Source organism: Terribacillus saccharophilus (assembly GCF_000725365.1).
GTDB lineage: Bacteria > Bacillota > Bacilli > Bacillales > Amphibacillaceae > Terribacillus > Terribacillus saccharophilus.
On record NZ_CP008876.1, the window covers coordinates 1,334,040 to 1,358,654 of the forward strand.

The following is a 24,615-nucleotide window of genomic DNA, read 5'->3' on the forward strand; positions in this document are numbered from 1 at the left end:
TTTTGGCAGCTAATATAACGGAAGTTACGGAAAGCTATCTACAACCGATCATGGAAGAGCTGCAGCTTGAGTTGGTTGACGTAGAATTCGTCAAGGAAGGCAAGAACTGGTTCCTGCGTGTTTATGTCGACAAAACGGAAGGCATTGATATCGAGGAGTGCGCCATCGTCTCAGAGAAGTTGAGTGCAATTCTAGATGAGAATGATCCGGTTGATCTTCCATACTTCCTTGAGGTTTCTTCGCCAGGAGCGGAAAGACCGTTAAAAACGAAACAAGCAATTACAAAAAGCATCGGCAAAACAGTACATGTAAAGCTGTATGAGCCGATCGATAACGAGAAAGAGTATCAAGGTACATTGAAGGCGTTCGAAGACGATGTATTGACATTGGAAGTCATGATCAAAGCGAGGAAAAAGGAAGTGTCCCTTCCATATGAGAAAATCGCGAAGGCACGTCTGGCTGTAACGTTTAACTAAAGGGGGATATACGAGTGAGCAGCGAGCTTTTTGATGCCATTACTTATTTGGAGAAAGAGAAAGGGATTAATAAGGACGTCCTGATCGAAGCGCTGGAAGCAGCCTTGATCTCCGCTTATAAAAAGAACTTCAAATCAGCTACGAATGTACGTGTTGATTTGAATGAAACAACTGGGTCCATGAAAGTATTTGCCCGTAAAGATGTTGTCGAGGAAGTCGATGACAGTCAGCAACAGATGACACTGGATGAAGCTCGTGCTATTTCCGGTACGTACGATATCGGTGATGTTGTTGAAATTGAAGTAACACCGAAGGACTTTGGCCGAATTGCAGCGCAGGCAGCGAAGCAAGTCGTTACACAGCGTGTACGTGAGGCAGAGCGCGGCGTGATCTTTAGTGAATACGCAGATCGGGAAGAAGATGTCATGACTGGTATCGTCTCCCGCAATGATCCAAGATTCATCTATGTTGATCTTGGAAAAATCGAAGCGAAATTGCCGGAAAGCGAACAGATGTCTACGGAGAAATATGAAATCCATGATCGCTTGAAGGTATATGTAACGAAAGTGGAGAACACGAACAAAGGACCAAGCATTTTTGTTTCTCGGACTCATCCAGGTCTTTTGAAGCGATTATTTGAAATGGAAGTGCCAGAAATTTATGATGGTACTGTAGAGATTCGTTCTGTAGCACGTGAAGCTGGAGATCGTTCGAAGATTTCTGTATACGCATCTCAAGCAGAAGTTGATCCGGTCGGTTCCTGCGTTGGTCAGCGCGGTCAGCGTGTCCAAGCAATCGTGAATGAGCTTAAAGGTGAAAAAATTGATATCGTTGAGTGGTCGGAAGATCCTGTAGAATACGTATCAAATGCGCTTAGTCCTTCCAAGGTCATCTCTGTTCTTGTTGATGAGGATGAAAAAGCGACAACGGTCATCGTACCTGATTACCAGCTGAGCCTTGCAATCGGTAAACGTGGTCAAAACGCCCGTTTGGCAGCGAAATTAACAGGCTGGAAAATCGATATCAAATCTGAGACTGAAGCAATCGAGCTTGGCATATTGACTAAGCAAGATGCAGAAGCAGACGACTTCGACGATTTTGACGACGAAGACACATATTGATAAGGGGCGCTGTAAATGAAAGAAAAGAAAGTTCCGCTTCGAAAATGTGTGGTTTCCAACGAAATGAAGCCAAAACAGGAACTGATCCGGGTTGTCCGCAGCAAGGAAGGCGAAGTCTTTGTGGATGAAACCGGCAAGAAGAACGGTCGCGGTGCGTATGTCTCTAAGGATACGGCTATCATAGAAAAAGCGAAGAAACAAAATACGCTGGCGCGCCACTTGAATACACAGATCGATGATTCTATTTATGAAGAACTTGAGCGATTAGCGAAAGGTCAGAACTCATGAGTAAAAATTATTTGAATTTGTTAGGCTTAGCTGTACGTGCCGGACAATGCACCTTCGGGGAAGATGCAATTGTCCGCGAAGTCCAGCGGCAGAAAGCAAAGCTAGTAATAGCTGCCAGTGATGTCGGTCCTCAAACCTTAAAGAAACTTCGCAACAAGACTGATTTCTACAACATTGACTTCCTGCAGGTAGAGGAGGACCGGGATCAATTATCACAAGCGATTGGTAAATCCGGCAGAGTCGCAATTGCCATTATGGATCAAGGCTTTGCAGACAAATTGAAATCTTTGCTCACTGAATCCACTCGGAGGTGAACGTATGTCAAAGATTCGTGTTTATGAATACGCAAAAGAAAAGAACGTTTCCAGTAAGGAAATTATCACGAAATTGAAAGATATGAATATCGAAGTAACTAACCATATGTCCACGATTAATGAAACGGCAAAGGACAGACTGGATAAAAGCTTCACAGCAAAAAGCGCGGGTAGCGAGAAAGTAGCGATTAAAACGGGGAACTCAGCAAACACAACTAACTCAGCAAATAATAGCGGACAGAACAATAAGCCTAAAAGCAAGAGCGGCGGCGGTGCACAGAACCGCAACCAACAGCAGCGTAATGGCGCTAAAAGACCAGGCAAAGGCGGACAGAACAACAACAGACGCGGCGGCCGTAACAATAACCGCAATAAAGCACCGCAGCAGAAGCGTCCGGAAATGCCGACTCCAGATAAAATCACCTTCAAAGGGTCTTTGACTGTCAGTGAATTGGCAGCGAAACTTCATAGGGAGTCCACTGAAATCATCAAGAAGCTCTTCCTTCAGGGTGTCATGGCAACGAAGAACCAGGAATTGGATAAAGATGCTCTTGAAATGATTTGTGCAGAATACGACGTTGAAGTGGAAGAAGAAGTAGATGTTGATGTAACGGATCTAGATAACTACAAAATCGAAGATAAAACAGAAGACATGCAAGAACGTCCTGCTGTTGTTACAATCATGGGACACGTTGACCACGGTAAAACAACACTTCTTGATTCTATCCGTGATACGAAAGTGACGGAAGGCGAAGCTGGCGGAATCACACAGCATATCGGGGCGTATCAAGTTGAAGAAAATGGTAAGAAAATCACGTTCCTTGATACACCTGGTCACGCGGCTTTCACTAGCATGCGTTCCCGCGGTGCACAAGTTACAGATATCGCAATCCTTGTTGTAGCTGCGGATGATGGCGTTATGCCTCAAACAGTCGAAGCTATCAACCATGCGAAAGCTGCTGAGGTTCCAATCATCATAGCAGTAAACAAAATCGACTTGGAAGGTGCAAACCCCGACCGAGTTATGCAGGAGCTTACTGAGCATGGCCTAATTCCTGAGGATTGGGGCGGCGACACAATTTTCGTCCAACTATCTGCGAAAAAACGCGAAGGTATCGATGATCTGCTTGAAATGATCTTGCTCGTAACTGAGGTTGAAGAATTGAAAGCGAACCCGAACCGTTTAGCTGAAGGTACTGTAATTGAAGCACAATTGGATAAAGGTCGCGGCCCAGTTGCTACATTGCTTGTTCAGAATGGTACGCTTAATATCGGTGACAGTATTGTTGTTGGTAATGCATTTGGCCGTGTACGTGCAATGGTGAATGATATGGGACGCCGTGTGAAAACAGCTCCTCCATCCACGCCAGTTGAGATTACAGGATTGAACGTCGTACCAAATGCCGGTGAACAATTCATGGTATTTGAAGACGAGAAACAAGCTCGTCAAGTCGGTGAGGCAAGACAGCAGAAGCAAGTAGAACAAAACCGTTCTACTGGCGCACGTGTCAGCCTTGAAGATCTGTTTAACCAGATCAAACAAGGTGAAGTGAAAGATATCAACTTAATCGTGAAAGCGGACGTACATGGTTCCGTAGAAGCGATGGCTGCATCCTTAGAGAAAATCGAAGTAGAAGGCGTAAAAGTCCGCATCATTCATACTGGTGTAGGTGCAATTACAGAATCTGATGTCATCCTGGCATCTGCTTCAAATGCGATTATCATCGGCTTTAACGTTCGTCCGGATGGTAATGCGAAGAAAGCAGCGGAATCTGAAAACGTCGATATCCGTCAGCACCGCATCATCTACAAAGTTATCGAAGAAATCGAATCCGCAATGAAAGGGATGCTTGATCCTGAGTTCGAAGAGAAAGTCATCGGACAAGCGGAAGTTCGTCAAATTATTAAAGTATCCCGTATCGGTACGATTGCAGGAAGCTATGTAACAGAAGGTAAAATTACACGTGATGCTTCCATCCGTGTCATCCGTGATGGTGTAGTTATCGTGGAAGACGAAATTGATTCCCTGAAACGTTTCAAGGATGATGTTCGTGAAGTTGCTACAAACTACGAGTGTGGAATCACTTTGAATAACTTCCATGATCTTAAAGAGGGCGACGTCTTTGAAGCATATGTAATGGAAGAAATCGAAAGAAAATGATTCTGGCTGCCGTTGTAGAATGTATGATCTATGACGCGCATTCTCTCAAGGATAAGCGTTCAGTTGTCAAACGGATCACAACGCGAATTGGAGGGTCCTTCAATATCAGCATCAGCGAAGCTGACTACCATGATTTATGGCAGCGCACTTGCTTTGAGCTGGTTACGACCTCTCCTGATCGTGTTCGTGCTGAACGTGTGATGGACCAGGCGCTTGCCTTGATTGATTCTTTTCCGGAGATCGAGAGAACAGTTACTGATAAACAGTGGCTTTAGCATCCCTCCGAATGATGATGAGGTGATTATATGAGTGAACTACGTGCAAATCGTGTTGCAGAGCAAATGAAAAAAGAGCTTGGCGACATTATTTCAAGAAAAATTAAAGATCCGCGAATCGGCTTCGTAACAGTGACAGATGTTGAAGTGACTGGAGACCTACAGCAGGCGAAAGTCTACATCTCCGTCCTTGGCGAAGAGAAGCAGAAGCATAACACACTTCTTGGCCTTGCGAAGGCAAAAGGATTCATCCGTTCCGAAATCGGCAAACGCATCCGTTTGCGTAAAACACCGGAACTTGCATTTGAATTCGACGAAGCTGTTGAACAAGGTAATCGGATCGAGCATCTTCTTAAAGAGCTTGACGATTCCGATAGATAAGAGACAACGGAGAATCCCTTCGCCCTTCATGGGAGGAAGGGATTCTTTTTTTACATAAAAAAGGGGTGCTGGCAGTGAATGGGATCCTAGCGTTATGGAAACCAAAGGGGATGACTTCCCACGATTGTGTGTTCAAAGCACGCAAGATTTTACAAACCAAAAAAATCGGGCATACAGGTACGCTTGATCCAGACGTAGAGGGTGTATTGCCGCTTTGTATTGGTCAGGCAACGAAGGTTGTACCGTATTTGACAGATACATCGAAAACTTATGTGGCTGAGATAACACTAGGTACTTCAACTGAGACGGAAGATAAAAGTGGTGAAGTGATAGAAGAAAAACCGGTATCTGAACCGATATCTTTGCAAGCAATTGAAAAGGTACTCCAAGCGTTTACTGGAGACATCGAACAGATTCCGCCAATGTATTCTGCTGTTAAGGTAAACGGCCGCAAACTATATGAATACGCCCGGAAAGGGGAACACGTGGAGCGTCCAGTTCGACATGTGACGATTCACGAAATTGTACTGGATAAAGCATCTGTAAGCGAAGATGGAAGCGTGTTCCGTTTTACGGTCAGCTGTTCGAAAGGTACTTATATTCGGACTTTATGCGTGGATATTGGCAAGGCTCTTGGCTACCCGGCTCATATGAGCAGCCTGGAACGGACTCAGGCTGGAGCATTTCGTACACAGGATACGGTTACTTTTGCTAAAATGGAAGAGGCAATGGAAGCAGGAAATATGGAACAATTGCTGCAGCCGGTCACGAAAGCGATTGAATTTATGCCGCTGATCGAGGCAGATGAAGCAATTGAACTAAAGGTCAGGTACGGCCAGCGTCTCACGCGGCCGGCGGAAGCAGATCTCTACCGTGTACAAAAAGCTGATCAGCTTCTCGGTATTTATGAGACACATCCTGATTATCCACATTTACTGAAGCCAAAACGAGTATTCGTATCAGGGAAAGCAGGTGGCACAGATGCAAACGATTAAATTAAATTATTCAGAAACAATGAAACTGGATGACATGCCGGCTGTAAGTGCAGCTATCGGTTTTTTCGATGGCATTCACCGCGGACATCAAGAAGTCATCAAGCATGCAATAGATGCTGCCCAGGAAAATCAGCTGAAAAGTGCAGTTGTTACCTTTCATCCGCATCCATCCGTTGTGTTGGGCAAAGCGGACACTAGAGAGGATTACCTGACGCCGCTTCATGAAAAGGAAGCAATTCTGGAAAATATGGGCATCGATTATCTTTATTTGATTGGCTTCACGAAAGATTTAGCTGGTCTTAGTCCGGAGAATTTCATCGAACGCTTTATCAACGGATTGGCAGTTCGTCACTTAGTATCCGGATTTGACTTCACATACGGCAAAAAAGGTGCAGGGAATGCGGATACCCTTCAGAAAGCTGCTGAGCAGCATACCTTTACGTATGAGGCGGTAGCGAAAGTAGAGAGTGCGGAAGAAAAAATTAGTTCGACAAAAATCCGTCAGCTGGTAGGTAACGGTGATATCGAAGGTGCTGTAGATTTACTTGGTCATCCGCTTACGTTGACTGGAGAAGTTATCACAGGTGATCAGCGAGGCCGCACAATCGGCTATCCGACGGCGAATATCCGTATCGCTGAGGAGTATTTCTTACCAAAGGTTGGTGTTTACGCTGTAGAGGTGCTGGTTAAAGGGCAAACATATGCTGGCATGGCGAACCTAGGCTTCAAGCCGACCTTCCAGCAGGATGCAGTGGTACCGAATTTGGAGGTACACATCCTTGAATTCGACGAACAAATCTACGGAGAAGATGTGACTGTTTCCTGGAGGAAATTCATTCGGGAAGAAGTCAAATTCAACGGAATTGATGCACTTGTTGCACAGCTGAATCGAGATAAAGAGCAAATTAGCGCATATTTTGCATAGAATCATGTCCCAGAGACTTGCAATCTGTCTGTAAAAAGTGTAATCTGGACTATGGAAAACCTTCGCTTGGCAATTTGCTGCTCCGGCGATTGCTCGGGGAATGGGGTTTACAAATAGATTTTTCAGGAGGAATAACAAATGGCAATTACAAAAGAACGTAAGAATCAACTTATCGCAGAATACAAAACACATGACACTGACACTGGTTCACCAGAAGTACAGATCGCTGTTTTGACGGAGGAAATCACTACACTTAACGATCACCTTCGTACACACAAAAAAGATCACCATTCACGTCGTGGCCTATTAAAAATGGTTGGTCGCCGTCGTAACTTGTTGAACTATCTTCGCGATAAAGATGTTACACGTTACCGTGATCTAATTCAAAAACTTGGCCTACGCCGATAAGATTGACTAAGAAGCGGGAATTATTCCCGCTTTTTCTATAGGAGAAAACCTATTTTACATAGTGTTATAAACGTTGCCTGAACTGGAGCATAATACAGACAGGACATGATGCAAGATAAATGAGAGGGGCTTTATTCATGGCAGACCAAAAACAAGTGTTCTCCACTGAGATTTCCGGACAGACTTTCTCTGTTGAAATTGGAGAACTTGCCAAGCAAGCGAACGGCGCTTGTCTCATCCAGTACGGCGATACATCCGTACTATCCACTGTCACTGGTTCGAAGGAACCGAAGGACCTACCGTTCTTCCCGCTGACAGTGAACTACGAAGAAAGACTATATGCAGTAGGTAAAATACCAGGCGGTTTCATCAAACGAGAAGGACGTCCGAGTGAGAAAGCAGTACTTGCTTCACGTCTAATCGACCGTCCAATTCGTCCTCTATTCCCGGATGGATTCCGTAATGATGTACAAGTTATCAGCATGGTTATGAGTGTGGATCAGGATTATTCTTCTGAAATTGCTGCGATGATCGGTTCTTCCATTGCGCTAAGCATTTCTGATATCCCATTCCACGGTCCGATCGCTGGTGTGGTCGTCGGTCGTGTTGATGGCGAATTCGTCATTAACCCTACGAAAGAACAACAAGAGAAAAGTGATATTGACCTAACTGTAGCTGGAACTAAAGATGCAATCAACATGGTAGAAGCAGGCGCGCAAGAAGTGCCAGAAGACATCATGCTTGAAGCAATCATGTTCGGTCACGAAGAGATCAAACGACTTGTTGCTTTCCAAGAAGAGATCGCTGCTGCTGTCGGTAAAGAGAAGATGGAAGTTAAGCTCTTCGATTTGGACAAGGAATTGACTGAAGATGTTAAGAGCCGCTGCTATGATCAGCTGAAAGCAGCAATCGAGGTGCATGAGAAAAAAGCACGCGAAGCGGCAATCAGTGAAGTGAAAAACGAAATAGTAGCGTTCTATGAAGAACAAGAAACCGATGAAGCTACGATCAAGCAAGTGAAGGGCATCCTTGACAAGCTTGTGAAGGAAGAAGTTCGTCGTGCTATCACGAAGGACAAGATTCGTCCTGATGGTCGTGGAGTGGATGAAATCCGTCCATTGTCTTCTCGTATTGGCGTACTTCCTCGTACACACGGATCTGCTTTATTCACACGTGGCCAGACTCAGGCACTTAGTGTTTGTACATTAGGCGCACTTGGTGATGTACAGATTCTTGATGGCTTGGATACAGAAGAAACAAAACGTTTCATGCATCACTATAACTTCCCGCATTTCAGTGTCGGAGAGACTGGGCCAATCAGAGGACCAGGCCGTCGTGAAATCGGACATGGTGCACTTGGTGAGCGTGCTTTGGAGAAAGTTATACCTGATGAGAAGGATTTCCCTTATACAATTCGACTTGTATCTGAAATCCTAGAATCAAACGGCTCAACTTCACAGGCTAGTATCTGTGCCAGCACGATGGCTATGATGGCTGCGGGTGTACCAATCAAAGCACCAGTTGCCGGAATCGCAATGGGTCTTGTAGCATCTGGTGATGATTATACAATCCTTACTGATATCCAAGGTATGGAAGATGCACTAGGCGATATGGACTTTAAAGTTGCCGGTACTGAAAAAGGTGTAACAGCCCTGCAAATGGATATTAAAATCGAAGGCTTAAGCCGTGAAATCTTAGAAGAGGCACTTACACAAGCACGTAAAGGCCGTCTGGAGATTCTTGGTCATATGATGTCAACAATCAGTGAACCGAAGGAAGAGCTTTCCGCTTATGCTCCTAAGATCCTGACTATGACAATTAATCCGGATAAGATCCGTGATGTAATCGGACCGAGCGGTAAGCAAATCAATAAGATCATCGAAGAAACTGGCGTCAAGATTGATATTGAACAAGACGGTACTGTATTCATTTCTTCAACTGAATCTGTGAAGAATGAACAAGCGAAGCAGATTATCTCAGACATCGTACGCGAAGTCGAAGTTGGCGAAGTTTACGACGGTACAGTGAAGCGAATCGAGAAATTCGGAGCCTTCGTTGAATTGTTCAAAGGAAAAGACGGCTTGGTTCATATCTCTGAGCTTGCTGAAGAACGTGTAGGTAAGGTTGAGGATGTTGTTAAGATCGGTGATAAACTGAAAGTGAAGGTTAAGGAAATCGACCGTCAAGGACGAGTAAACCTTTCACATAAACAGTTATTGGTCGAGGCTAAGAAAGAAAAAGAAGAGCAGGAAACTGCAGAATAATGTAAGAGAGAAGAAACTGGTCTAGCCAGTTTCTTTTTTTTAAACGGATAAACATGCTATGCTTGTTCTTCCTTGTCCCATCCCCTCATAAGCTAGATTAGAGGAGGGATGGGAATGCACCGGATTATCATTCACCTGGTTGTATTTGTCACACTGCTATTTCTGCTCATCGATAGCGGGCATATGCCGTATCAGACAGCGTCTGTCAACCATCATCCAGTTTTTTCTGATATAGCAGTACGGACAGATGAACAGGAGCTACGGCAGGAAATAGAAGCGGTGCGCAAAGAAGTCGAACAGCCGGCTGAAAATGCGCGAATCGATAAGATATGGAAAAAGGTGCCCGGAAAGGCTGGCATCAAGGTAGATGTCGACGCTTCTTTGGAAAAGATGAAGAAGGCAGGTATATTCGATAGGGAGCTGCTTGTAGTAAAAGAAGTAAAACCTGAAATAACACTGGATGAGCTGCCAGCATCGCCAATATACCGCGCCAGGGAAGATCAGGAGCAGGTTGCCTTATTAATCAATGTCTCATGGGGAGAAGATCACATTCCTGCAATCTTGCAGACATTGAAGGATGCAAATGCCAAAGCTAATTTCTTTATTGAAGGTAAATGGGCGAAAGAGCATAACCAGCTAGTCGAAATGATCAAGGAAGAAGGGCATGTCATTGGGAACCACGCATACAACCATCCTGATATGAGTCGAATGAGCCAGACCGATTCGGCGGAGCAGATAAGCCAGACGAATGAAATCATCCATGCGATTACAGGTGATAAACCAGTCTATTTTGCACCTCCAAGCGGGAGCTTTAATGATGGAACCATTCAGGCTGCCGATGATCAGGAAATGGAGACCATTCTTTGGTCTGTCGATACCATAGATTGGCAAAAACCGACAGTTCCTGTTATGATGAAACGCGTGACCGAAAAACTGCATCCGGGAGCTTTTATTTTGATGCATCCCACTCCTGTTGTGGAGGCTGGATTAGCTGATATGTTAAAAGCTATTGAAGACAAAGGGTACAGTGTATCGACTTTGGATACGATATTGAATGAAGGAAGATAATGGTACAGCGAGTTACATTGCTGATTGGGAGGATTTAAATTTGCTGCAAACGCACACTTGCAAAAATGGACTACGAGTTGTAGTAGAAAACATGCCATCTGTACGTTCCGTTACGATCGGCATTTGGATTTTGACTGGTTCAAGAAATGAAGAAGAGAAGAATAATGGTTTGTCGCACTTTTTAGAGCATATGTTCTTCAAGGGTACGAAAAATCGTTCCGCCAAAGAATTAGCAGAGGCATTCGATGCTATCGGAGGCATGGTCAATGCATTTACCTCAAAAGAATATACATGCTATTACGCTAAAGTACTGGATACACATAAAGAATTCGCACTAGAAGTGTTAGCTGATATGTTCTTTGAATCTCAATTTTTACAAGAGGAAATTGAGAAGGAGCAGAAAGTAGTTCTTGAGGAAATCAAGATGGCAGAAGATACGCCGGATGATATTATCCATGACTGGCTAGCAGAAGCTGCTTACGGAAAACATCCACTGGGCTTGCCTATTCTCGGTACGGAAAGCACGCTTATGAGTTTCACAAGTGAGTCTGTAAGAAATTACAAAGAGTCTCATTATGTGCCGGAGAAAATGGTCGTTTCTGTGGCTGGTAATGTGGACGAATCTTTCATCAAGACTGTAGAGGACCAGTTTGGTACGTTCCAAGCTGAATCTGCTCATAGAGCGCTTTATGCGCCTCCATTCATACCAAATACAATCAGCCGATCCAAGGAAACAGAACAAGCCCATTTAACAATCGGGTATCAGGGTCTGGAGCTGGATGATCCAGCAAGCTACAGTCTGACAGTTGTGAACAATGTCTTGGGCGGTAGCATGAGTTCAAGATTATTCCAGGATGTGCGAGAGGAGAAAGGCTTGGCTTATTCTGTGTTCTCCTATCATAGTACATACCTGGACAGCGGTATGCTCACTATCTATGCCGGAACTGGCAAAGAACAGCTGGATGAGCTTCAGGAAACAATCCGTCTGACGTTGGAGAAGCTGAAAGCAGATGGCATCACTGACAAAGAGTTCCGTAATACGAAGGAGCAGCTGAAAGGGAATTATATGCTTGGACTGGAGAGTACAAACAGCAGAATGAGCCGAAATGGCCGTAATGAATTGCTGCTCGGAAAGCATCCATCCTTAAATGAATTAATCGAAAAGATCGATAAAGTGACGATGGATGATGTCGATGCTGTCATCCAGCAGATATTCGGTAAGGAACAGGCAAGAGCGATTGTTGCACCAAAATAAAAGGAGCTGATCTGCTTTGCGTTTCAAGGACATAGGTGATAAAGAGATCATTGATGTGAACAATGGCGAACGTTTAGGTGTGCTTGGTCAGACTGATATAGAGTTCAACCCTGTCACAGGAAAAATCGATGCATTTCTCATACCGAATTACAAATGGTTCGGGTTGCGCAAGGAAGGCAGCGATAATCGAATTGCCTGGGAAGAAATCCAGACAATCGGAAAACATATGATTTTAATACGTACGTAAATGTAGCCAGTGCATAAAGCACTGGCTTTTTTTGTGTTTACAGTATGCCTCAATTCAATCACTCCTTGCGGTAATCCTCATATGATAACTCGAAAGCAACTAATCTCATTGATGAAAGTTTAAGAAAATACGCTTCAAAGCGAGGTGAGAATTTGACCACTGAATTGACTATCGCTGTTCTTGGCGGTGATGCCCGCTACTTGGAGATGATTCGCAGCTTACAGTGCAGTGCGAATGCATCTGTATTTGCGGTGGGCTTCGAACAAATCAGTCAAAGCTTCACCGGCGGTATCCAGCGGGAGTTGGAGGACATAAATCCAAAAAGTCTGGACGCAATTATTCTTCCAATTCCCGGAGTTGGCTCTAATGGACAGATTGAAACAGTATTCTCCGATAAGAATATTCAGCTGACCGAGAGCTGGGTAGATCAACTGCCAAAGGATTGTGTCATTTTTACAGGTATTACAAATGACTATCTTACAAAATTATGCGAGAAACGAAATTTGCGTCTTGTTTCCTTGTTCGACAGAGATGATGTCGCAATTTATAATTCAATCCCTACTGCCGAGGGAGCTATTATGACTGCAATCAAACATACTGATTTCACTATTCATGGCTCCAAGGTCGTTGTGCTTGGGTTCGGGCGTGTCGGTATAAGCGTGGCAAGCAAATTCGATGCACTTGGTGCTAAGGTACAAGTCGGATCGATTCACGATGCCGATATTGCTCGAATAAGTGAAATGGGAATGCGCGCCTTTTTCCTCGATCGTCTCCCGGAAATGGTAAAGGATACTGATATCCTGATCAATACAATACCAGCACTTGTTGTGAAAAAAGCAATCATCGAACAGCTGCCTGTTCAGACGCTGATCATCGATCTTGCTTCCAAGCCGGGCGGAGTAGACTTTGATTATGCGAAAAAACGAGGGATTGAAGCGATCCATGCATTAAGCCTGCCTGGTATTGTCGCCCCGAAAACTGCTGGAAATATATTGTCCGTCGTCATTAAGCAGATTTTAACCAACAGCTGAAGGAGGAGTAACATATGAGTTTAGCAGGTAAAAGGATCGGTTTCGGTATTACGGGCTCTCATTGTACGTACAGTGAAATTTTCCCGCAAATCGAACAGTTGGTGAAACTTGGAGCAGAAGTGGTGCCGATTGTCAGCAACACAGTTCAATTTACTGATACGTATTTTGGAGATGCCAAGGATCATTTGCAGAAAATAAGTGATCTGACTAAAACTAAAATAATCAAAACGATTCCTGAAGCAGAGCCGTTAGGACCTCGTGAACCTTTAGATTGCATGGTCATAGCACCGCTTACAGGCAACAGCATGTCGAAGCTCGCCAATGCACTCACTGATAGCGCAGTACTTATGGCAACGAAAGCTACATTACGAAATGAGAAACCTATCGTTTTAGGAATCAGTACGAATGATGCCTTAGGGCTGAATGGGGTTAACTTAATGCGGCTGATGGCAGCGAAATACATGTATTTCATCCCATTCGGACAAGACGATCCTTATAAAAAGCCGAACTCCCTTGTTGCTGATATGACAAAACTTCCGGAAACGATTGAAGCCGCATTGCAATACAAGCAGCTGCAGCCAGTGCTGGTCCAACGTTTTTCCTAAACTCCTCAAACGATAACCTATGATAGAAAAATTGTGATAGAATAGTGCTAGCGTTAAAACTATTATACGTATCCATTTAGATAGACAGAGGAGAGGGTTATTCATGACTCAGCAAGGTTATCATATCGCAGTAGTAGGCGCGACAGGCGCTGTAGGCCAAAAAATGCTGGAAACTCTCGCAGAACGCAATTTTCCGATCAGCGAGCTATCCTTATTATCTTCCAGCAGATCTGCTGGACAACAAATAGATTTCAAAGGCAAAAGCTATACTGTGAAAGAAGCCAAACCGGAAAGCTTTGAAGGTGTTGATATCGCATTATTCTCTGCAGGTGGTTCTGTCTCCAAAGCATTGGCACCGGAAGCAGCAAAGCGCGGAGCAGTAGTAGTCGATAATACGAGTGCATTCCGGATGGACCCAGAGGTTCCTTTAGTAGTACCAGAAGTAAATGAAGAAGATCTGAAACTCCATAAAGGAATCATTGCAAACCCGAATTGCTCTACAATCCAGATGGTTGCAGCATTAGAACCGCTAAAAGAAGCTTACGGGCTATCTCGGATCATCGTCTCTACTTACCAAGCTGTATCCGGAGCTGGAGCAGTTGCAATTGACGAATTAAAAGATCAGGCACAGCAATTCTTGAACGGCGAGGACATGGATGCAAGTGTCCTGCCAGTCAAAGGTGATAAACGTCACTTCCCGGTAGCATTCAATGCGCTGCCGCAAATCGATGTGTTCCAGGATAATGGCTACACATATGAAGAAATGAAAATGATCAATGAAACGAAGAAAATCATGCATGCAGAAGACCTTCATGTTTCAGCAACTTGTGTGCGTCTTCCAGTTTTCACTTCCCACGCGGAAAGCGTCTATGTGGAGCTTGGTCAAAGCGGTCTTACTGTAAAAGAAATACAGGAGAAATTGGCTGCGGCTGAAGGAATCATACTTGAGGATGATCCGAGTACACAAACTTATCCAACGCCGCTTTCTGCAGCCGGTAAGAAAGAAGTATTTGTAGGAAGAGTGCGCAAGGATCCTGATCATGACAACGGATTCCACCTGTGGATTGTTTCCGATAACCTCTTGAAAGGTGCAGCGTGGAATAGCGTACAAATCGCAGAACGCTTAATCCAACATAACTTGCTTACAGTCTGAGGTGTAGAAATGAAAGTGTTAGTCCAGAAATTCGGCGGTACGTCTGTTAGGGATAATCAGGCGGAAGCCATCCAGCATATCGAAGCAGCGCTTCAAGCAGGGAATAAAGTAGTGGTCGTCGTATCGGCAATCGGAAGACATCCGGATCCATACGCGACCGACTCTTTACTAGGGTTAATCGGTGTACCAGGTGAGACGCATATATCTAAACGAGAGAAGGACTTGCTGCTATCCTGCGGTGAGGTCATCTCTTCTGTCGTCTTTTCAAATGCACTCAATGCAAAAGGAATTCGAGCTGCCGCATTAACTGGGGCACAAGCTGGCTTTATTACCAATGAAGATTTTACAGCTGCAAAAATCAAGGAAATGCGAGTTGAACGGATTTGGAAGGAGCTAGAGGCACATGATGTTGTCGTCGTAGCTGGCTTCCAAGGTATGACAGAAGATGGAGAGATTACTACAATTGGCCGGGGCGGAAGCGATACATCTGCTGCTGCTCTCGGTGCTGCTCTACAAGCGGAGTACATTGACATCTTTACGGATGTAGAAGGCATCATGACTGCCGATCCGCGTGTTGTAGAAGAAGCACGTATGCTCGATGTGGTTACGTATACAGAAATATGCAACTTGGCATATCAAGGTGCAAAAGTGGTGCATCCGCGTGCAGTTGAAATAGCGATGCAGGCAAAGGTTCCGATGCGTGTCAGATCTACAGGTTCCTTATCAGAAGGAACGCTAGTGACGTCATCCAGAGACAATTTTGCAGGCAAGGATATTCCTGATCGGCTTATTACCGGTATCGCACATCTAGCTGGTATTTCTCAGATTAAGATTGAAACGGATACGGATGCTTATAAAACGCAGTCCCGTGTTTTCAAAGCAATGGCCGAAGCAAATATTTCGGTAGACTTTATCAATATTTCACCAAATGGTGTCGTGTATACGATTGCTGCCGAGCAGGTAATGCTTGCGCAGGATATCCTTCGTGAGCTTGGACTAAAGCCGAAGGTAATCAATAACTGTGCAAAAGTATCTCTAGTCGGAGCAGGTATGACAGGTATTCCTGGCGTGACGGCCAAAATCGTCCAAACTTTGACGGATAAAGAAATCGATATCCTGCAATCAGCGGATAGTCATACGACTATTTGGGTATTGATTAATGAAAAGGATCTTATAGCAGCGGTGAATGCGCTCCATGCAACATTCGAACTTAGTTTATAAGAGATGATAACTGTTGAAGGCAGAGGAGTTTTACGATGAAATTCGGTAAAGTTATTACAGCAATGGTAACCCCATTCGATAATCAAGGTCAGATTGATTTTGATGCCACTACTCGATTACTCGACTATTTGATCGAGAATGGAACAGATGCCGTCGTCGTAGCTGGTACGACAGGCGAATCGCCAACGCTTTCTCACGAAGAAAAACTTACTTTGTTTCGCCATGCAGTGAAAACGGTAGGCGGACGAATTCCGATCATAGCTGGAACTGGCAGCAACAACACGCAAGCGAGTATTGAGCTTACAAAAGAAGCAGAAGATATTGGTGTCGATGCAGCACTAATCGTTGCGCCGTATTACAATAAACCAAACCAGCGCGGATTATATGCACATTTTGAAGCAGTTGCAAATAGTACGAAACTGCCGATCATGCTGTATAATATCCCAGGACGCTCTGTTGTTAAGATTGAAGCGGAAACTGTGATTGAGCTGTCGAAGATTTCGAATATCGTTTCTGTGAAAGATTCCACTGGTGACTTGAGCAGCATGACAAAGGTCATTACAGGCACGCCTGATGATTTTAGTCTGTACAGCGGAGACGATGATTTGACCCTGCCAATAGCTGCTATTGGCGGTGATGGTATCGTATCCGTTTCTTCTCACATTGTCGGTAACGAAATGCAGGCTATGCTGCAGGCATTTGAAGCTGGGAATGTCGGAGAAGCTGCACGCATCCATCAGCAGATTCTGCCGGTGATGCAAGGATTGTTCCAGGCTCCGAATCCGACACCAGTAAAAGAGGCATTGAATCAAAAAGGTGTCGCAGTAGGCGGTGTCCGTCTTCCTTTAGTTGAACTAACGGATGAAGAAAAAGAGAATGTCAGTAAGCTATTGAAATAAATGACGAAAGAAGCAGGAGGATCCCTCCTGCTTCTTTGTTTATGTATGGTGCCTGGCTCACTGTCCATACTAAAAGCAAGTATGGAAAGGAGCTAGGAATATGGCTAAGGAACGTAACGATAATCAAGAGAATGAAAACGAAGAATCAGGCGGAAAATCCATAATCGAAAAAATCCAGCAACTTGGACAGACGTCAGTTGCCCAGGCACCTGATTCCCGTGTTCACGTGCTGTCTATCATCGGTCAGATAGAAGGACATATGCAGCTGCCGCCGCAGAATAAAACAACAAAATATGAGCACGTCATTCCCCAGTTGATCGCAATCGAGCAGAATCCAAAAATAGAAGGATTAATTGTGCTGATGAATACAGTCGGAGGAGATGTCGAAGCGGGTCTTGCGCTTTCAGAGATGATTGCATCACTTTCTAAGCCGTCTGTATCTATTGTGCTCGGAGGTGGCCATAGCATAGGGGCTCCAATAGCTGTAAGTACGGATTATAGCTTTATCGTGCCGACTGCAACAATGACCATCCATCCAATCAGACTAACAGGCTTAGTCATCGGTGTTCCTCAAACTTTTGAATACTTGGATAAAATGCAAGACCGAGTTATCAGTTTCGTCACCTCTCATTCTTCGATAACTGAAGATAAATTTAAGGAGCTTATGTTTGCGAAAGGAAATCTCACACGTGACATCGGTACGAATGTAGTTGGAACCGATGCTGTTTCCTATGGACTGATCCATGAAGTCGGTGGAGTACAGCATGCAATGAAAAAGCTGAATGAATTGATGGAGCAACGGAAAGCAGCAATGAACGGGGAATTACAATGATTTTGTATACGCCGCTTGCCGCAGAAGATATTTTTCCTGTTGAGGCAACACAATTTGAAGCTCACCAAATTATGCAATATAACGGAAAAACAGTTCAGGCCGAACACTTAGGTAACGGTATGTATCGTGTTCACCAGCTGATGTCGACAGATCCTGCTGATTTTCTTGATGAAGACTGTGCACCAGGAAAATTGTTCTCCTTATAAATGAATACGTACGTTCGTCTTTTTGCTAGCTATGTTATACTGAATTTAGATGGCAAACTGACGTATGAATTAGAAAACCCTTGTCGTTGGCAGGGGTTTTCTTTACATCTAAAGAAGTACATAAGCAATGCAAAACAAGGAGATTCCTACAATGGCTAAACGAAAAACAAAAAAACGACAAACCAAGTTCAAGCAAGTAATGAGCTTTGAAGTAATTGGACTATTATTAGTATTTCTTGCGGTATTCGGCAGCGGTGCAGGAGCAATTAGTGATGGAGCGATACCGAACGCACTTGAGCACTTATTCCGCTTCTTCTTCGGAAGCTGGTATTTCCTGCTAGCTATCTTTATGGGCGGAGTCGGCATCTACTTGATGGCTAGATGCAAAAAGCCGAATCTGCTTCATAAGAAGCTGATTGGGTTATATGCAATTACCGCGGGTATTTTACTGTTCACCCATATTCAAGCGTTCGAGGATAAGCTGAGTCAAGTAGAACAACCATCGATAATAAAGACAAGCTGGAACTATTATTTAGCTTATGTGCAGGATACGATTGATCCAGCGGCTCTAGGCGGGGGGATGGTAGGAGCTATCCTTTTCGCGCTAAGCTATTATCTGCTGTCTGCTACAGGAGCTAAAATTATCGCTTTCTTCCTAGTATTAATTGGTATTTTGATTTTGAGCAATACGTCTCTTAGCTCCATCGTTCAAAAGCTGTTCGCCCTTCTAAGAAAAGGAGCGAGTGCTTCTTCAGATAAAATGAAAGATAAGCTTTCAGAAACGAAGGAGCGTAAAAAAACGGAACGGCCGCAGAGGAAGCAGAAACGTCAACAAGTATTAGCAGAGAAGGAAGAAGCAGCAGAGGCAGAACCGGAGCCTATTCATGAGGAACCAATCATCCAGGATTTCACGAATATTGCCTACGCCGATCCGGAACCTGAAATAATTGAACCTAAACAAGAGAAACCAAAAGAGCCAGTAGAAGAGCCTTCTTCTGATGAGAAAGAGGCATTGCCGGCGTCAGAACTCGAAAATAGGGACTATCAGCTTCCTAGTATTACATTGTTGAAACAACCGAAGAAGAACAGTCAGAAACAAGAACGCTCCCAGATTCAAGCAGTTGCACGTAAGCTTGAGCAGACGTTCCAAAGCTTTGGAGTTAAAGCAAAGGTGAGCAAGGTACATGTCGGTCCAGCAGTAACGAAGTATGAAGTTTATCCGGACACCGGTGTGAAGGTAAGTAAGATTGTGAATCTGCACGATGATTTAGCACTTGCACTGGCAGCGAAGGATATACGTATAGAAGCACCGATACCAGGCAAATCAGCTGTCGGAATCGAAGTGCCGAATAAAGAAGTCGCGAGCGTATCACTGCGAGAGGTGCTGGACAACAGTCAGGTAAAAACAGGTTCCAAGCTGAGTTTTGCTCTTGGACGTGATATATCAGGTGAATCTGTTGTGGCTGAACTTAATAAGATGCCCCATCTGCTTGTAGCAGGGGCTACAGGAAGCGGAAAAAGTGTATGTATCAACGGCATCATTACAAGTATCCTAATGCGTGCAAAGCCGCATGAAGTGAAAATGATGATGATTGATCCGAAAAAAGTAGAGCTGAATGTCTATAACGGTATTCCTCATTTGCTGACTCCAGTTGTGACGGATCCAAAAAAAGCTTCCAGAGCACTGAAGAAAGTTGTAGCCGAGATGGAGCGCAGATATGATCTGTTCTCTGATTCTGGTACTCGAAACATAGAAGGATATAATGCCTATATTCAAAAGCAGAATGAATTGAATGATGAAGAGCAGCCTTTCCTGCCATTCATTGTCGTACTAGTTGATGAGCTTGCCGATTTGATGATGGTTGCATCCAGCGAAGTAGAGGATGCCATTACCAGATTGGCTCAGATGGCACGTGCAGCAGGGATCCATTTGATTATCGCTACCCAGCGACCATCTGTTGATGTTATCACTGGTGTTATCAAGGCAAACATTCCGTCACGTATCGCCTTTAGCGTAAGTTCTCAGATAGATTCCCGTACGATTTTGGATGGTGGCGGTGCTGAGAAGCTGCTCGGTCGAGGAGATATGCTGTTCATCCCAGTCGGTTCTTCCAAGCCAACTCGTATCCAAGGTGCATTTCTTTCCGACGAAGAAGTGGAGAACGTTGTCAATCACTGTATCGAACAGCAGAAAGCGCAATACCAGACAGATATGATCCCAGATGAAGAAGCTGAAGTACAGTCAGAGGTTGAGGATGAACTTTATCATGACGCCGTATTCCTTGTAACAGATATGCAGAGTGCCAGTGTATCCATGCTGCAGCGCAGATTCCGAATTGGTTATACGAGAGCGGCTAGATTGATAGATGCAATGGAAGAACGGGGAGTAGTAGGACCTTATGAAGGAAGTAAGCCACGGCAAGTGTTAGTCTCAAAGTCAGCGGAGGACAAACTATCGTAGGACATAATTTTCGAGAAAAAGTCCCAAAATGTAGTTGAATCAGCTCGAAAAAAACGAAAATATTCGTGTTTTTTGTAAAATAAGTATTTATTTTCTGTAAAAAGCATGATATATTATGTTCGAGTGAAGCGGATTGTAGTAATTATGTCCTATTAATCTACTAATTATGTGTCAAGCTTCAACTTAGATTAATCTATATTTGGGGGTTACTATCTTGAAAATGCGTCGTTATGCAACACTTTTAGGTTTACTTCTTGTCGTAAGCATCGTGCTTAGTGCATGTGGTTCTGGCGGCAGCTCCGAGCAGGGCGGAAGCGACAGCAACAGCAACAGCTTCAAAACAGCTATGGTTACAGATACTGGCGGTATTGATGATAAATCATTTAACCAGTCTGCTTGGGAAGGTCTTACAAAATTTGGTGCAGAGAACGACCTAAAAGAGAAAGAAGGTTATGACTACCTTCAATCTAACAGTGCATCTGATTATGCAACAAACTTGAATCGCCTTGTGCAATCCAATACGGATCTGATCTTCGGTGTCGGTTTCAAACTTGCAGAGGATATTACAAAGGTTGCTGATCAGAATAAAGAAACGCATTTTGCCATCATCGACTCAGTCGTTGAAAAAGATAATGTAGCGAGCATCGTCTTCGAAGAGCAGCAAGGCTCATTCCTTGCAGGTGTAGCTGCAGCGACGAAATCCGAATCCGGTAAAATCGGCTTCGTTGGTGGAGAAGAAAGTGAATTGATTAAGAAGTTTGAAGCAGGATATGTAGCTGGTGCGAAATCAGTCAATAAGGATATCGAAGTGGACGTACAGTATGCTGGTTCCTTCGGTGCTCCTGACAAAGGTAAATTGATTGCATCCAATATGTACAACTCCGGCGTAGATGTAATCTATCATTCTGCTGGTGGTACAGGTAACGGTGTATTTGCACAAGCAAAAGATTTGAAAAACAATGATCCAGAAGGAAACTACTGGGTAATCGGTGTTGACCGTGACCAGTATGATGAAGGCCAAATTGGAGATAACAACGTGACACTTACTAGCATGCTGAAAGCTGTTGATGTTGCAGTAGCTGATGTCGCGCAGAAATCCAAAGATGGTGAATTCCCTGGTGGAGAAATCGTATCTTACGGTTTGAAAGATGATGGAATCGGTATTGCAGAAACAAACACAGAAGCATACACAGACGATATCAAAGCAGCTGTAGACGAATGGAAGCAAAAGATCATCGATGGTGATGTAACTGCTCCAACTACGGATGACGAACTGAAAGCATATGTAGATTCTCTATAAAATACCAGAAGGGCTAGAGTACGCACTCTAGCCCTTTATAAAAAAATCTTCAACTGAAGCGTCTTTTAATTAGACAATTCCCCGCTTCATTTGACGATTTTTTTTTGAACAGAATCAAAGAAAGTTCGTAATTCCGAGAAGGAGTGTAAAATATGGAGAATTATGTAATCGAAATGCTGAACATTCGCAAAGAATTTCCCGGAATTGTCGCCAATGACAACATCACGCTTCATGTGAAAAAAGGTGAAATCCATGCGCTGCTAGGAGAAAATGGCGCAGGAAAATCCACACTGATGAACGTCCTGTTCGGCCTTTATCAGCCGGAAAAGGGAGAAATCCGCGTAGACGGAAAGAAAGTCGAAATCAATGATCCGAATGTTGCCAATAGATTAGGTATCGGAATGGTGCACCAGCACTTCATGCTTATCGACACCTTTACAGTTGCACAAAATATCGTTCTCGGCAGTGAGCCGAAAAAAGGCATTAAGATCGATATGAAAAAAGCGGTTCGTGAAGTGCAGGAACTTTCAGACCGATACGGTCTGCAAGTGGATGCCACAGCGAAAATCAGTGATATTTCCGTTGGTATGCAGCAGCGGGTGGAAATCCTGAAAACATTGTATCGCGGTGCAAATGTCGTCATACTGGACGAGCCTACAGCTGTTTTGACACCGCAGGAAATCAAGGAACTTATTGTTATCCTAAAGACGCTGATCAAAGAAGGAAAATCTATCATTTTGATCACTCATAAATTGAAAGAAATCATGGAAGTTTGTGATCGCTGTACGGTAATCAGGAAGGGACAGGGTATCGGAACAGTTGAGGTTTCTGAAACGAATCCGAATGATTTGGCTTCCCTAATGGTTGGACGTGAAATACGCTTTTCTACGGAGAAGAAACCTGCAGAACCAAAAGAAACAATTCTTTCCATTGAAGGTCTGACAGTACAGGATTCCCGCCATGTGGATATGGTGAAAGAACTGGATCTTGATATCAGAGCAGGCGAAATTGTCGGAATTGCCGGAGTTGACGGAAATGGTCAAACAGAATTAATTGAGGCAATTACCGGACTTCGTAAGAAATCAGCAGGAAAAGTGACGTTGAAAAATCAGGATATTACCAATATGCCTGTTCGCGCGATTACAGAAAGTGGAGTCAGTCATATCCCACAGGATCGCCACAAGCTTGGTCTAGTGCTCGATTACTCTATCGGAGAAAACATTGTCTTGCAAACTTATTACCAAAAGCCTTATTCAACTGGCGGTTTCTTATCCTTTAAACGGATCTTTGATAAAGCGAAAGCGCTGATAGAGGAATACGATGTTCGTACTCCTAGTCATCTATCAAAAGCACGAACACTATCTGGGGGTAACCAGCAAAAAGCGATTATTGGTCGCGAAATTGACCGGAACCCAGATTTATTAATTGCAGCTCAGCCGACGCGCGGTCTTGATGTAGGAGCGATTGAATTCATCCATAAGCGTCTGATTGAGCAGCGTGATCAAGGAAAAGCTGTCTTGCTCGTTTCATTCGAACTAGATGAAATTTTGAATGTAAGTGATCGTATTGCGGTTATGTTCGATGGGAAAATCATTGCAACAGTAAATCCGAAGGAAACAAATGAACAGGAGCTCGGATTACTGATGGCAGGTTCGAAGCTTGAGAAAGAAGGGGCGCAAAACTAATGTTTTCCAGCACAAAGTTCAATTTCATCATACCAATCATCTCGGTCATCCTTGGTTTGGTTGCCGGTGCAATTATCATGCTTATTTTCGGTTATAATCCGATTCTTGGCTATCAGGCACTATGGAATGGCGTATTTGATAGTCCGTTCTTCATGTCAGAAACAGTTAACCGTATTACTCCATATATACTGACTGGTTTGGCAATCGCGTTTGCTTTCCGTACCGGATTATTCAACATCGGTGCAGAAGGTCAGGTGTTAGTAGGCTGGGTTGCAGCTGTATGGGTAGGTACTGCTATTGATGCACCGGCTTTCATCCATTTGCCGCTTGCACTTCTTGCAGCAGCAGCAGCAGGAGCGTTATGGGCGTTCATTCCCGGTATCCTGAAGGCGAAACTCGGTGTCCATGAAGTTATCGTCAGTATCATGATGAACTATATAGCACTTCATATTACGAACTACCTGATTCGTTCTGTGCTGACAGATAATCAAGAGACGACAGAGCCAGTTAAACAAACTGCATCACTGACGAATGATTTTTTGATCGGATTAACAGGATCCCGCTTGCACCTTGGGTTCATCGTTGCTTTATTGATGGTGCTTGTCATGTGGGTCATTCTGGAACGCACAAAGCTTGGGTATGAATTGAAAGCTGTAGGTTACAACCAGCATGCCTCCAATTATGCAGGTATGAAAGTGGAACGAAACATTGTCATCTCAATGCTGATTTCTGGTTTATTTGCAGGTCTTGCGGGTGCGATGCAAGGTCTTGGAAGCTTCGGTAATGCATTCACCAATACAGCATTCTCAAACCTTGGTTTCGATGGTATCGCTGTAGCGCTTCTGGGCGGGAATAACCCGTTCGGCGTTGTATTATCAGCTAGTCTTTTCGGATTCCTGAAGGTGGGCTCGCTTAACATGTCCACAGCTGGTGTGCCGAATGAAATTATCGAAATCGTCATTGCATTGATCATTCTTTTTGTTGCTTCCGGCTTTATCATTCGCTGGGCGCTGCTGCAATTGAAAAAAGGGGAGAAAAAATAAA

Annotated in this window: 25 protein-coding genes; all 25 read left to right on the top strand. The window is 44.1% G+C overall.

The genetic code is table 11. The features are described 5' to 3' along the window. Nucleotides 1–2 precede the first annotated feature (2 nt). The 25 genes from rimP (at nt 3) to GZ22_RS06875 (ending at nt 24,614) form a co-directional block, all read left to right on the top strand. Nucleotides 3–476, top strand: a complete 474-nt coding sequence (rimP, locus tag GZ22_RS06755; protein ID WP_038560288.1) for a ribosome maturation factor RimP — start codon at nt 3–5, stop codon at nt 474–476. Between the two features lie 14 nt (nt 477–490). Further along, on the top strand, nt 491–1,597 hold the full coding sequence (gene nusA / locus GZ22_RS06760; RefSeq protein WP_038560290.1) for a transcription termination factor NusA: 1,107 nt from the start codon (nt 491–493) through the stop codon (nt 1,595–1,597). Nucleotides 1,598–1,612: 15 nt separating this feature from the next. Next, on the top strand, nt 1,613–1,885 hold the full coding sequence (gene rnpM, locus GZ22_RS06765) for an RNase P modulator RnpM (protein WP_038560293.1): 273 nt from the start codon (nt 1,613–1,615) through the stop codon (nt 1,883–1,885). Continuing rightward, complete coding sequence (locus tag GZ22_RS06770; protein WP_038560297.1) at nt 1,882–2,199, top strand: L7Ae/L30e/S12e/Gadd45 family ribosomal protein; 318 nt, start codon at nt 1,882–1,884, stop codon at nt 2,197–2,199. Before rnpM ends, GZ22_RS06770 begins: the two co-directional genes overlap by 4 nt. Before the next feature lie 4 nt (nt 2,200–2,203). Continuing rightward, nucleotides 2,204–4,360, top strand: a complete 2,157-nt coding sequence (infB, locus tag GZ22_RS06775; protein ID WP_038560300.1) for a translation initiation factor IF-2 — start codon at nt 2,204–2,206, stop codon at nt 4,358–4,360. Continuing rightward, a complete protein-coding gene (locus GZ22_RS06780; RefSeq protein WP_038560303.1) occupies nt 4,357–4,635 on the top strand; it encodes a DUF503 domain-containing protein in 279 nt (92 codons plus the stop codon). Before infB ends, GZ22_RS06780 begins: the two co-directional genes overlap by 4 nt. 30 nt (nt 4,636–4,665) lie before the next feature. After that, entirely contained in the window at nt 4,666–5,016 is a 351-nt protein-coding gene (rbfA, locus tag GZ22_RS06785; RefSeq protein WP_038560306.1) for a 30S ribosome-binding factor RbfA, read from the top strand. A gap of 74 nt (nt 5,017–5,090) precedes the next feature. Continuing rightward, complete coding sequence (truB, locus tag GZ22_RS06790) at nt 5,091–6,011, top strand: tRNA pseudouridine(55) synthase TruB (protein WP_038560311.1); 921 nt, start codon at nt 5,091–5,093, stop codon at nt 6,009–6,011. Continuing rightward, the gene (locus GZ22_RS06795; RefSeq protein ID WP_038560314.1) at nt 5,998–6,936 is read left to right on the top strand and encodes a bifunctional riboflavin kinase/FAD synthetase; all 939 of its coding nucleotides are present in this window, start codon (nt 5,998–6,000) and stop codon (nt 6,934–6,936) included. Before truB ends, GZ22_RS06795 begins: the two co-directional genes overlap by 14 nt. Nucleotides 6,937–7,074: 138 nt before the next feature. Next, complete coding sequence (gene rpsO, locus GZ22_RS06800; RefSeq protein ID WP_038560317.1) at nt 7,075–7,344, top strand: 30S ribosomal protein S15; 270 nt, start codon at nt 7,075–7,077, stop codon at nt 7,342–7,344. Between the two features lie 137 nt (nt 7,345–7,481). Beyond that, the gene (locus tag GZ22_RS06805) at nt 7,482–9,608 is read left to right on the top strand and encodes a polyribonucleotide nucleotidyltransferase (protein WP_038560320.1); all 2,127 of its coding nucleotides are present in this window, start codon (nt 7,482–7,484) and stop codon (nt 9,606–9,608) included. Nucleotides 9,609–9,722: 114 nt separating this feature from the next. Then, nucleotides 9,723–10,676: a polysaccharide deacetylase family protein gene (locus GZ22_RS06810; protein ID WP_245609703.1), complete on the top strand. Its 954-nt coding sequence runs from the start codon at nt 9,723–9,725 to the stop codon at nt 10,674–10,676. Nucleotides 10,677–10,716: 40 nt separating this feature from the next. Further along, nucleotides 10,717–11,931 carry a M16 family metallopeptidase gene (locus GZ22_RS06815; RefSeq protein WP_038565746.1) on the top strand — a complete coding sequence of 405 codons (1,215 nt, stop codon included), beginning with the start codon at nt 10,717–10,719 and terminating at the stop codon, nt 11,929–11,931. Nucleotides 11,932–11,947: 16 nt separating this feature from the next. Next, nucleotides 11,948–12,178 (top strand): YlmC/YmxH family sporulation protein, encoded by a 231-nt coding sequence (locus GZ22_RS06820; protein WP_038560328.1) that lies wholly within the window; start codon nt 11,948–11,950, stop codon nt 12,176–12,178. Nucleotides 12,179–12,330: 152 nt separating this feature from the next. Then, on the top strand, nt 12,331–13,209 hold the full coding sequence (gene dpaA / locus GZ22_RS06825; protein ID WP_038560331.1) for a dipicolinic acid synthetase subunit A: 879 nt from the start codon (nt 12,331–12,333) through the stop codon (nt 13,207–13,209). A 14-nt stretch (nt 13,210–13,223) separates the two neighbouring features. Continuing rightward, nucleotides 13,224–13,814 carry a dipicolinate synthase subunit B gene (gene dpaB / locus GZ22_RS06830; protein ID WP_038560334.1) on the top strand — a complete coding sequence of 197 codons (591 nt, stop codon included), beginning with the start codon at nt 13,224–13,226 and terminating at the stop codon, nt 13,812–13,814. A gap of 103 nt (nt 13,815–13,917) precedes the next feature. Continuing rightward, a complete protein-coding gene (locus tag GZ22_RS06835; RefSeq protein WP_038560338.1) occupies nt 13,918–14,967 on the top strand; it encodes an aspartate-semialdehyde dehydrogenase in 1,050 nt (349 codons plus the stop codon). Between the two features lie 9 nt (nt 14,968–14,976). After that, nucleotides 14,977–16,188, top strand: a complete 1,212-nt coding sequence (gene dapG, locus GZ22_RS06840; protein ID WP_038560341.1) for an aspartate kinase — start codon at nt 14,977–14,979, stop codon at nt 16,186–16,188. A 35-nt stretch (nt 16,189–16,223) separates the two neighbouring features. Then, on the top strand, nt 16,224–17,087 hold the full coding sequence (gene dapA / locus GZ22_RS06845) for a 4-hydroxy-tetrahydrodipicolinate synthase (protein ID WP_038560344.1): 864 nt from the start codon (nt 16,224–16,226) through the stop codon (nt 17,085–17,087). 100 nt (nt 17,088–17,187) lie between these two features. Next, a complete protein-coding gene (locus GZ22_RS06850; RefSeq protein WP_038560347.1) occupies nt 17,188–17,919 on the top strand; it encodes a ClpP family protease in 732 nt (243 codons plus the stop codon). After that, entirely contained in the window at nt 17,916–18,125 is a 210-nt protein-coding gene (locus tag GZ22_RS06855) for a YlzJ-like family protein (RefSeq protein ID WP_038560352.1), read from the top strand. Before GZ22_RS06850 ends, GZ22_RS06855 begins: the two co-directional genes overlap by 4 nt. Before the next feature lie 151 nt (nt 18,126–18,276). Continuing rightward, complete coding sequence (locus GZ22_RS06860) at nt 18,277–20,586, top strand: FtsK/SpoIIIE family DNA translocase (protein WP_038560355.1); 2,310 nt, start codon at nt 18,277–18,279, stop codon at nt 20,584–20,586. Between the two features lie 214 nt (nt 20,587–20,800). Beyond that, complete coding sequence (locus tag GZ22_RS06865) at nt 20,801–21,886, top strand: BMP family lipoprotein (protein ID WP_038560358.1); 1,086 nt, start codon at nt 20,801–20,803, stop codon at nt 21,884–21,886. A gap of 152 nt (nt 21,887–22,038) precedes the next feature. Then, nucleotides 22,039–23,571 (top strand): ABC transporter ATP-binding protein, encoded by a 1,533-nt coding sequence (locus GZ22_RS06870; protein ID WP_038560361.1) that lies wholly within the window; start codon nt 22,039–22,041, stop codon nt 23,569–23,571. Then, nucleotides 23,571–24,614, top strand: coding sequence for an ABC transporter permease (locus tag GZ22_RS06875; protein ID WP_038560364.1), 1,044 nt, complete (start codon nt 23,571–23,573; stop codon nt 24,612–24,614). The genes GZ22_RS06870 and GZ22_RS06875 overlap by 1 nt, the downstream gene beginning before the upstream one ends. Nucleotide 24,615 lies beyond the last annotated feature (1 nt).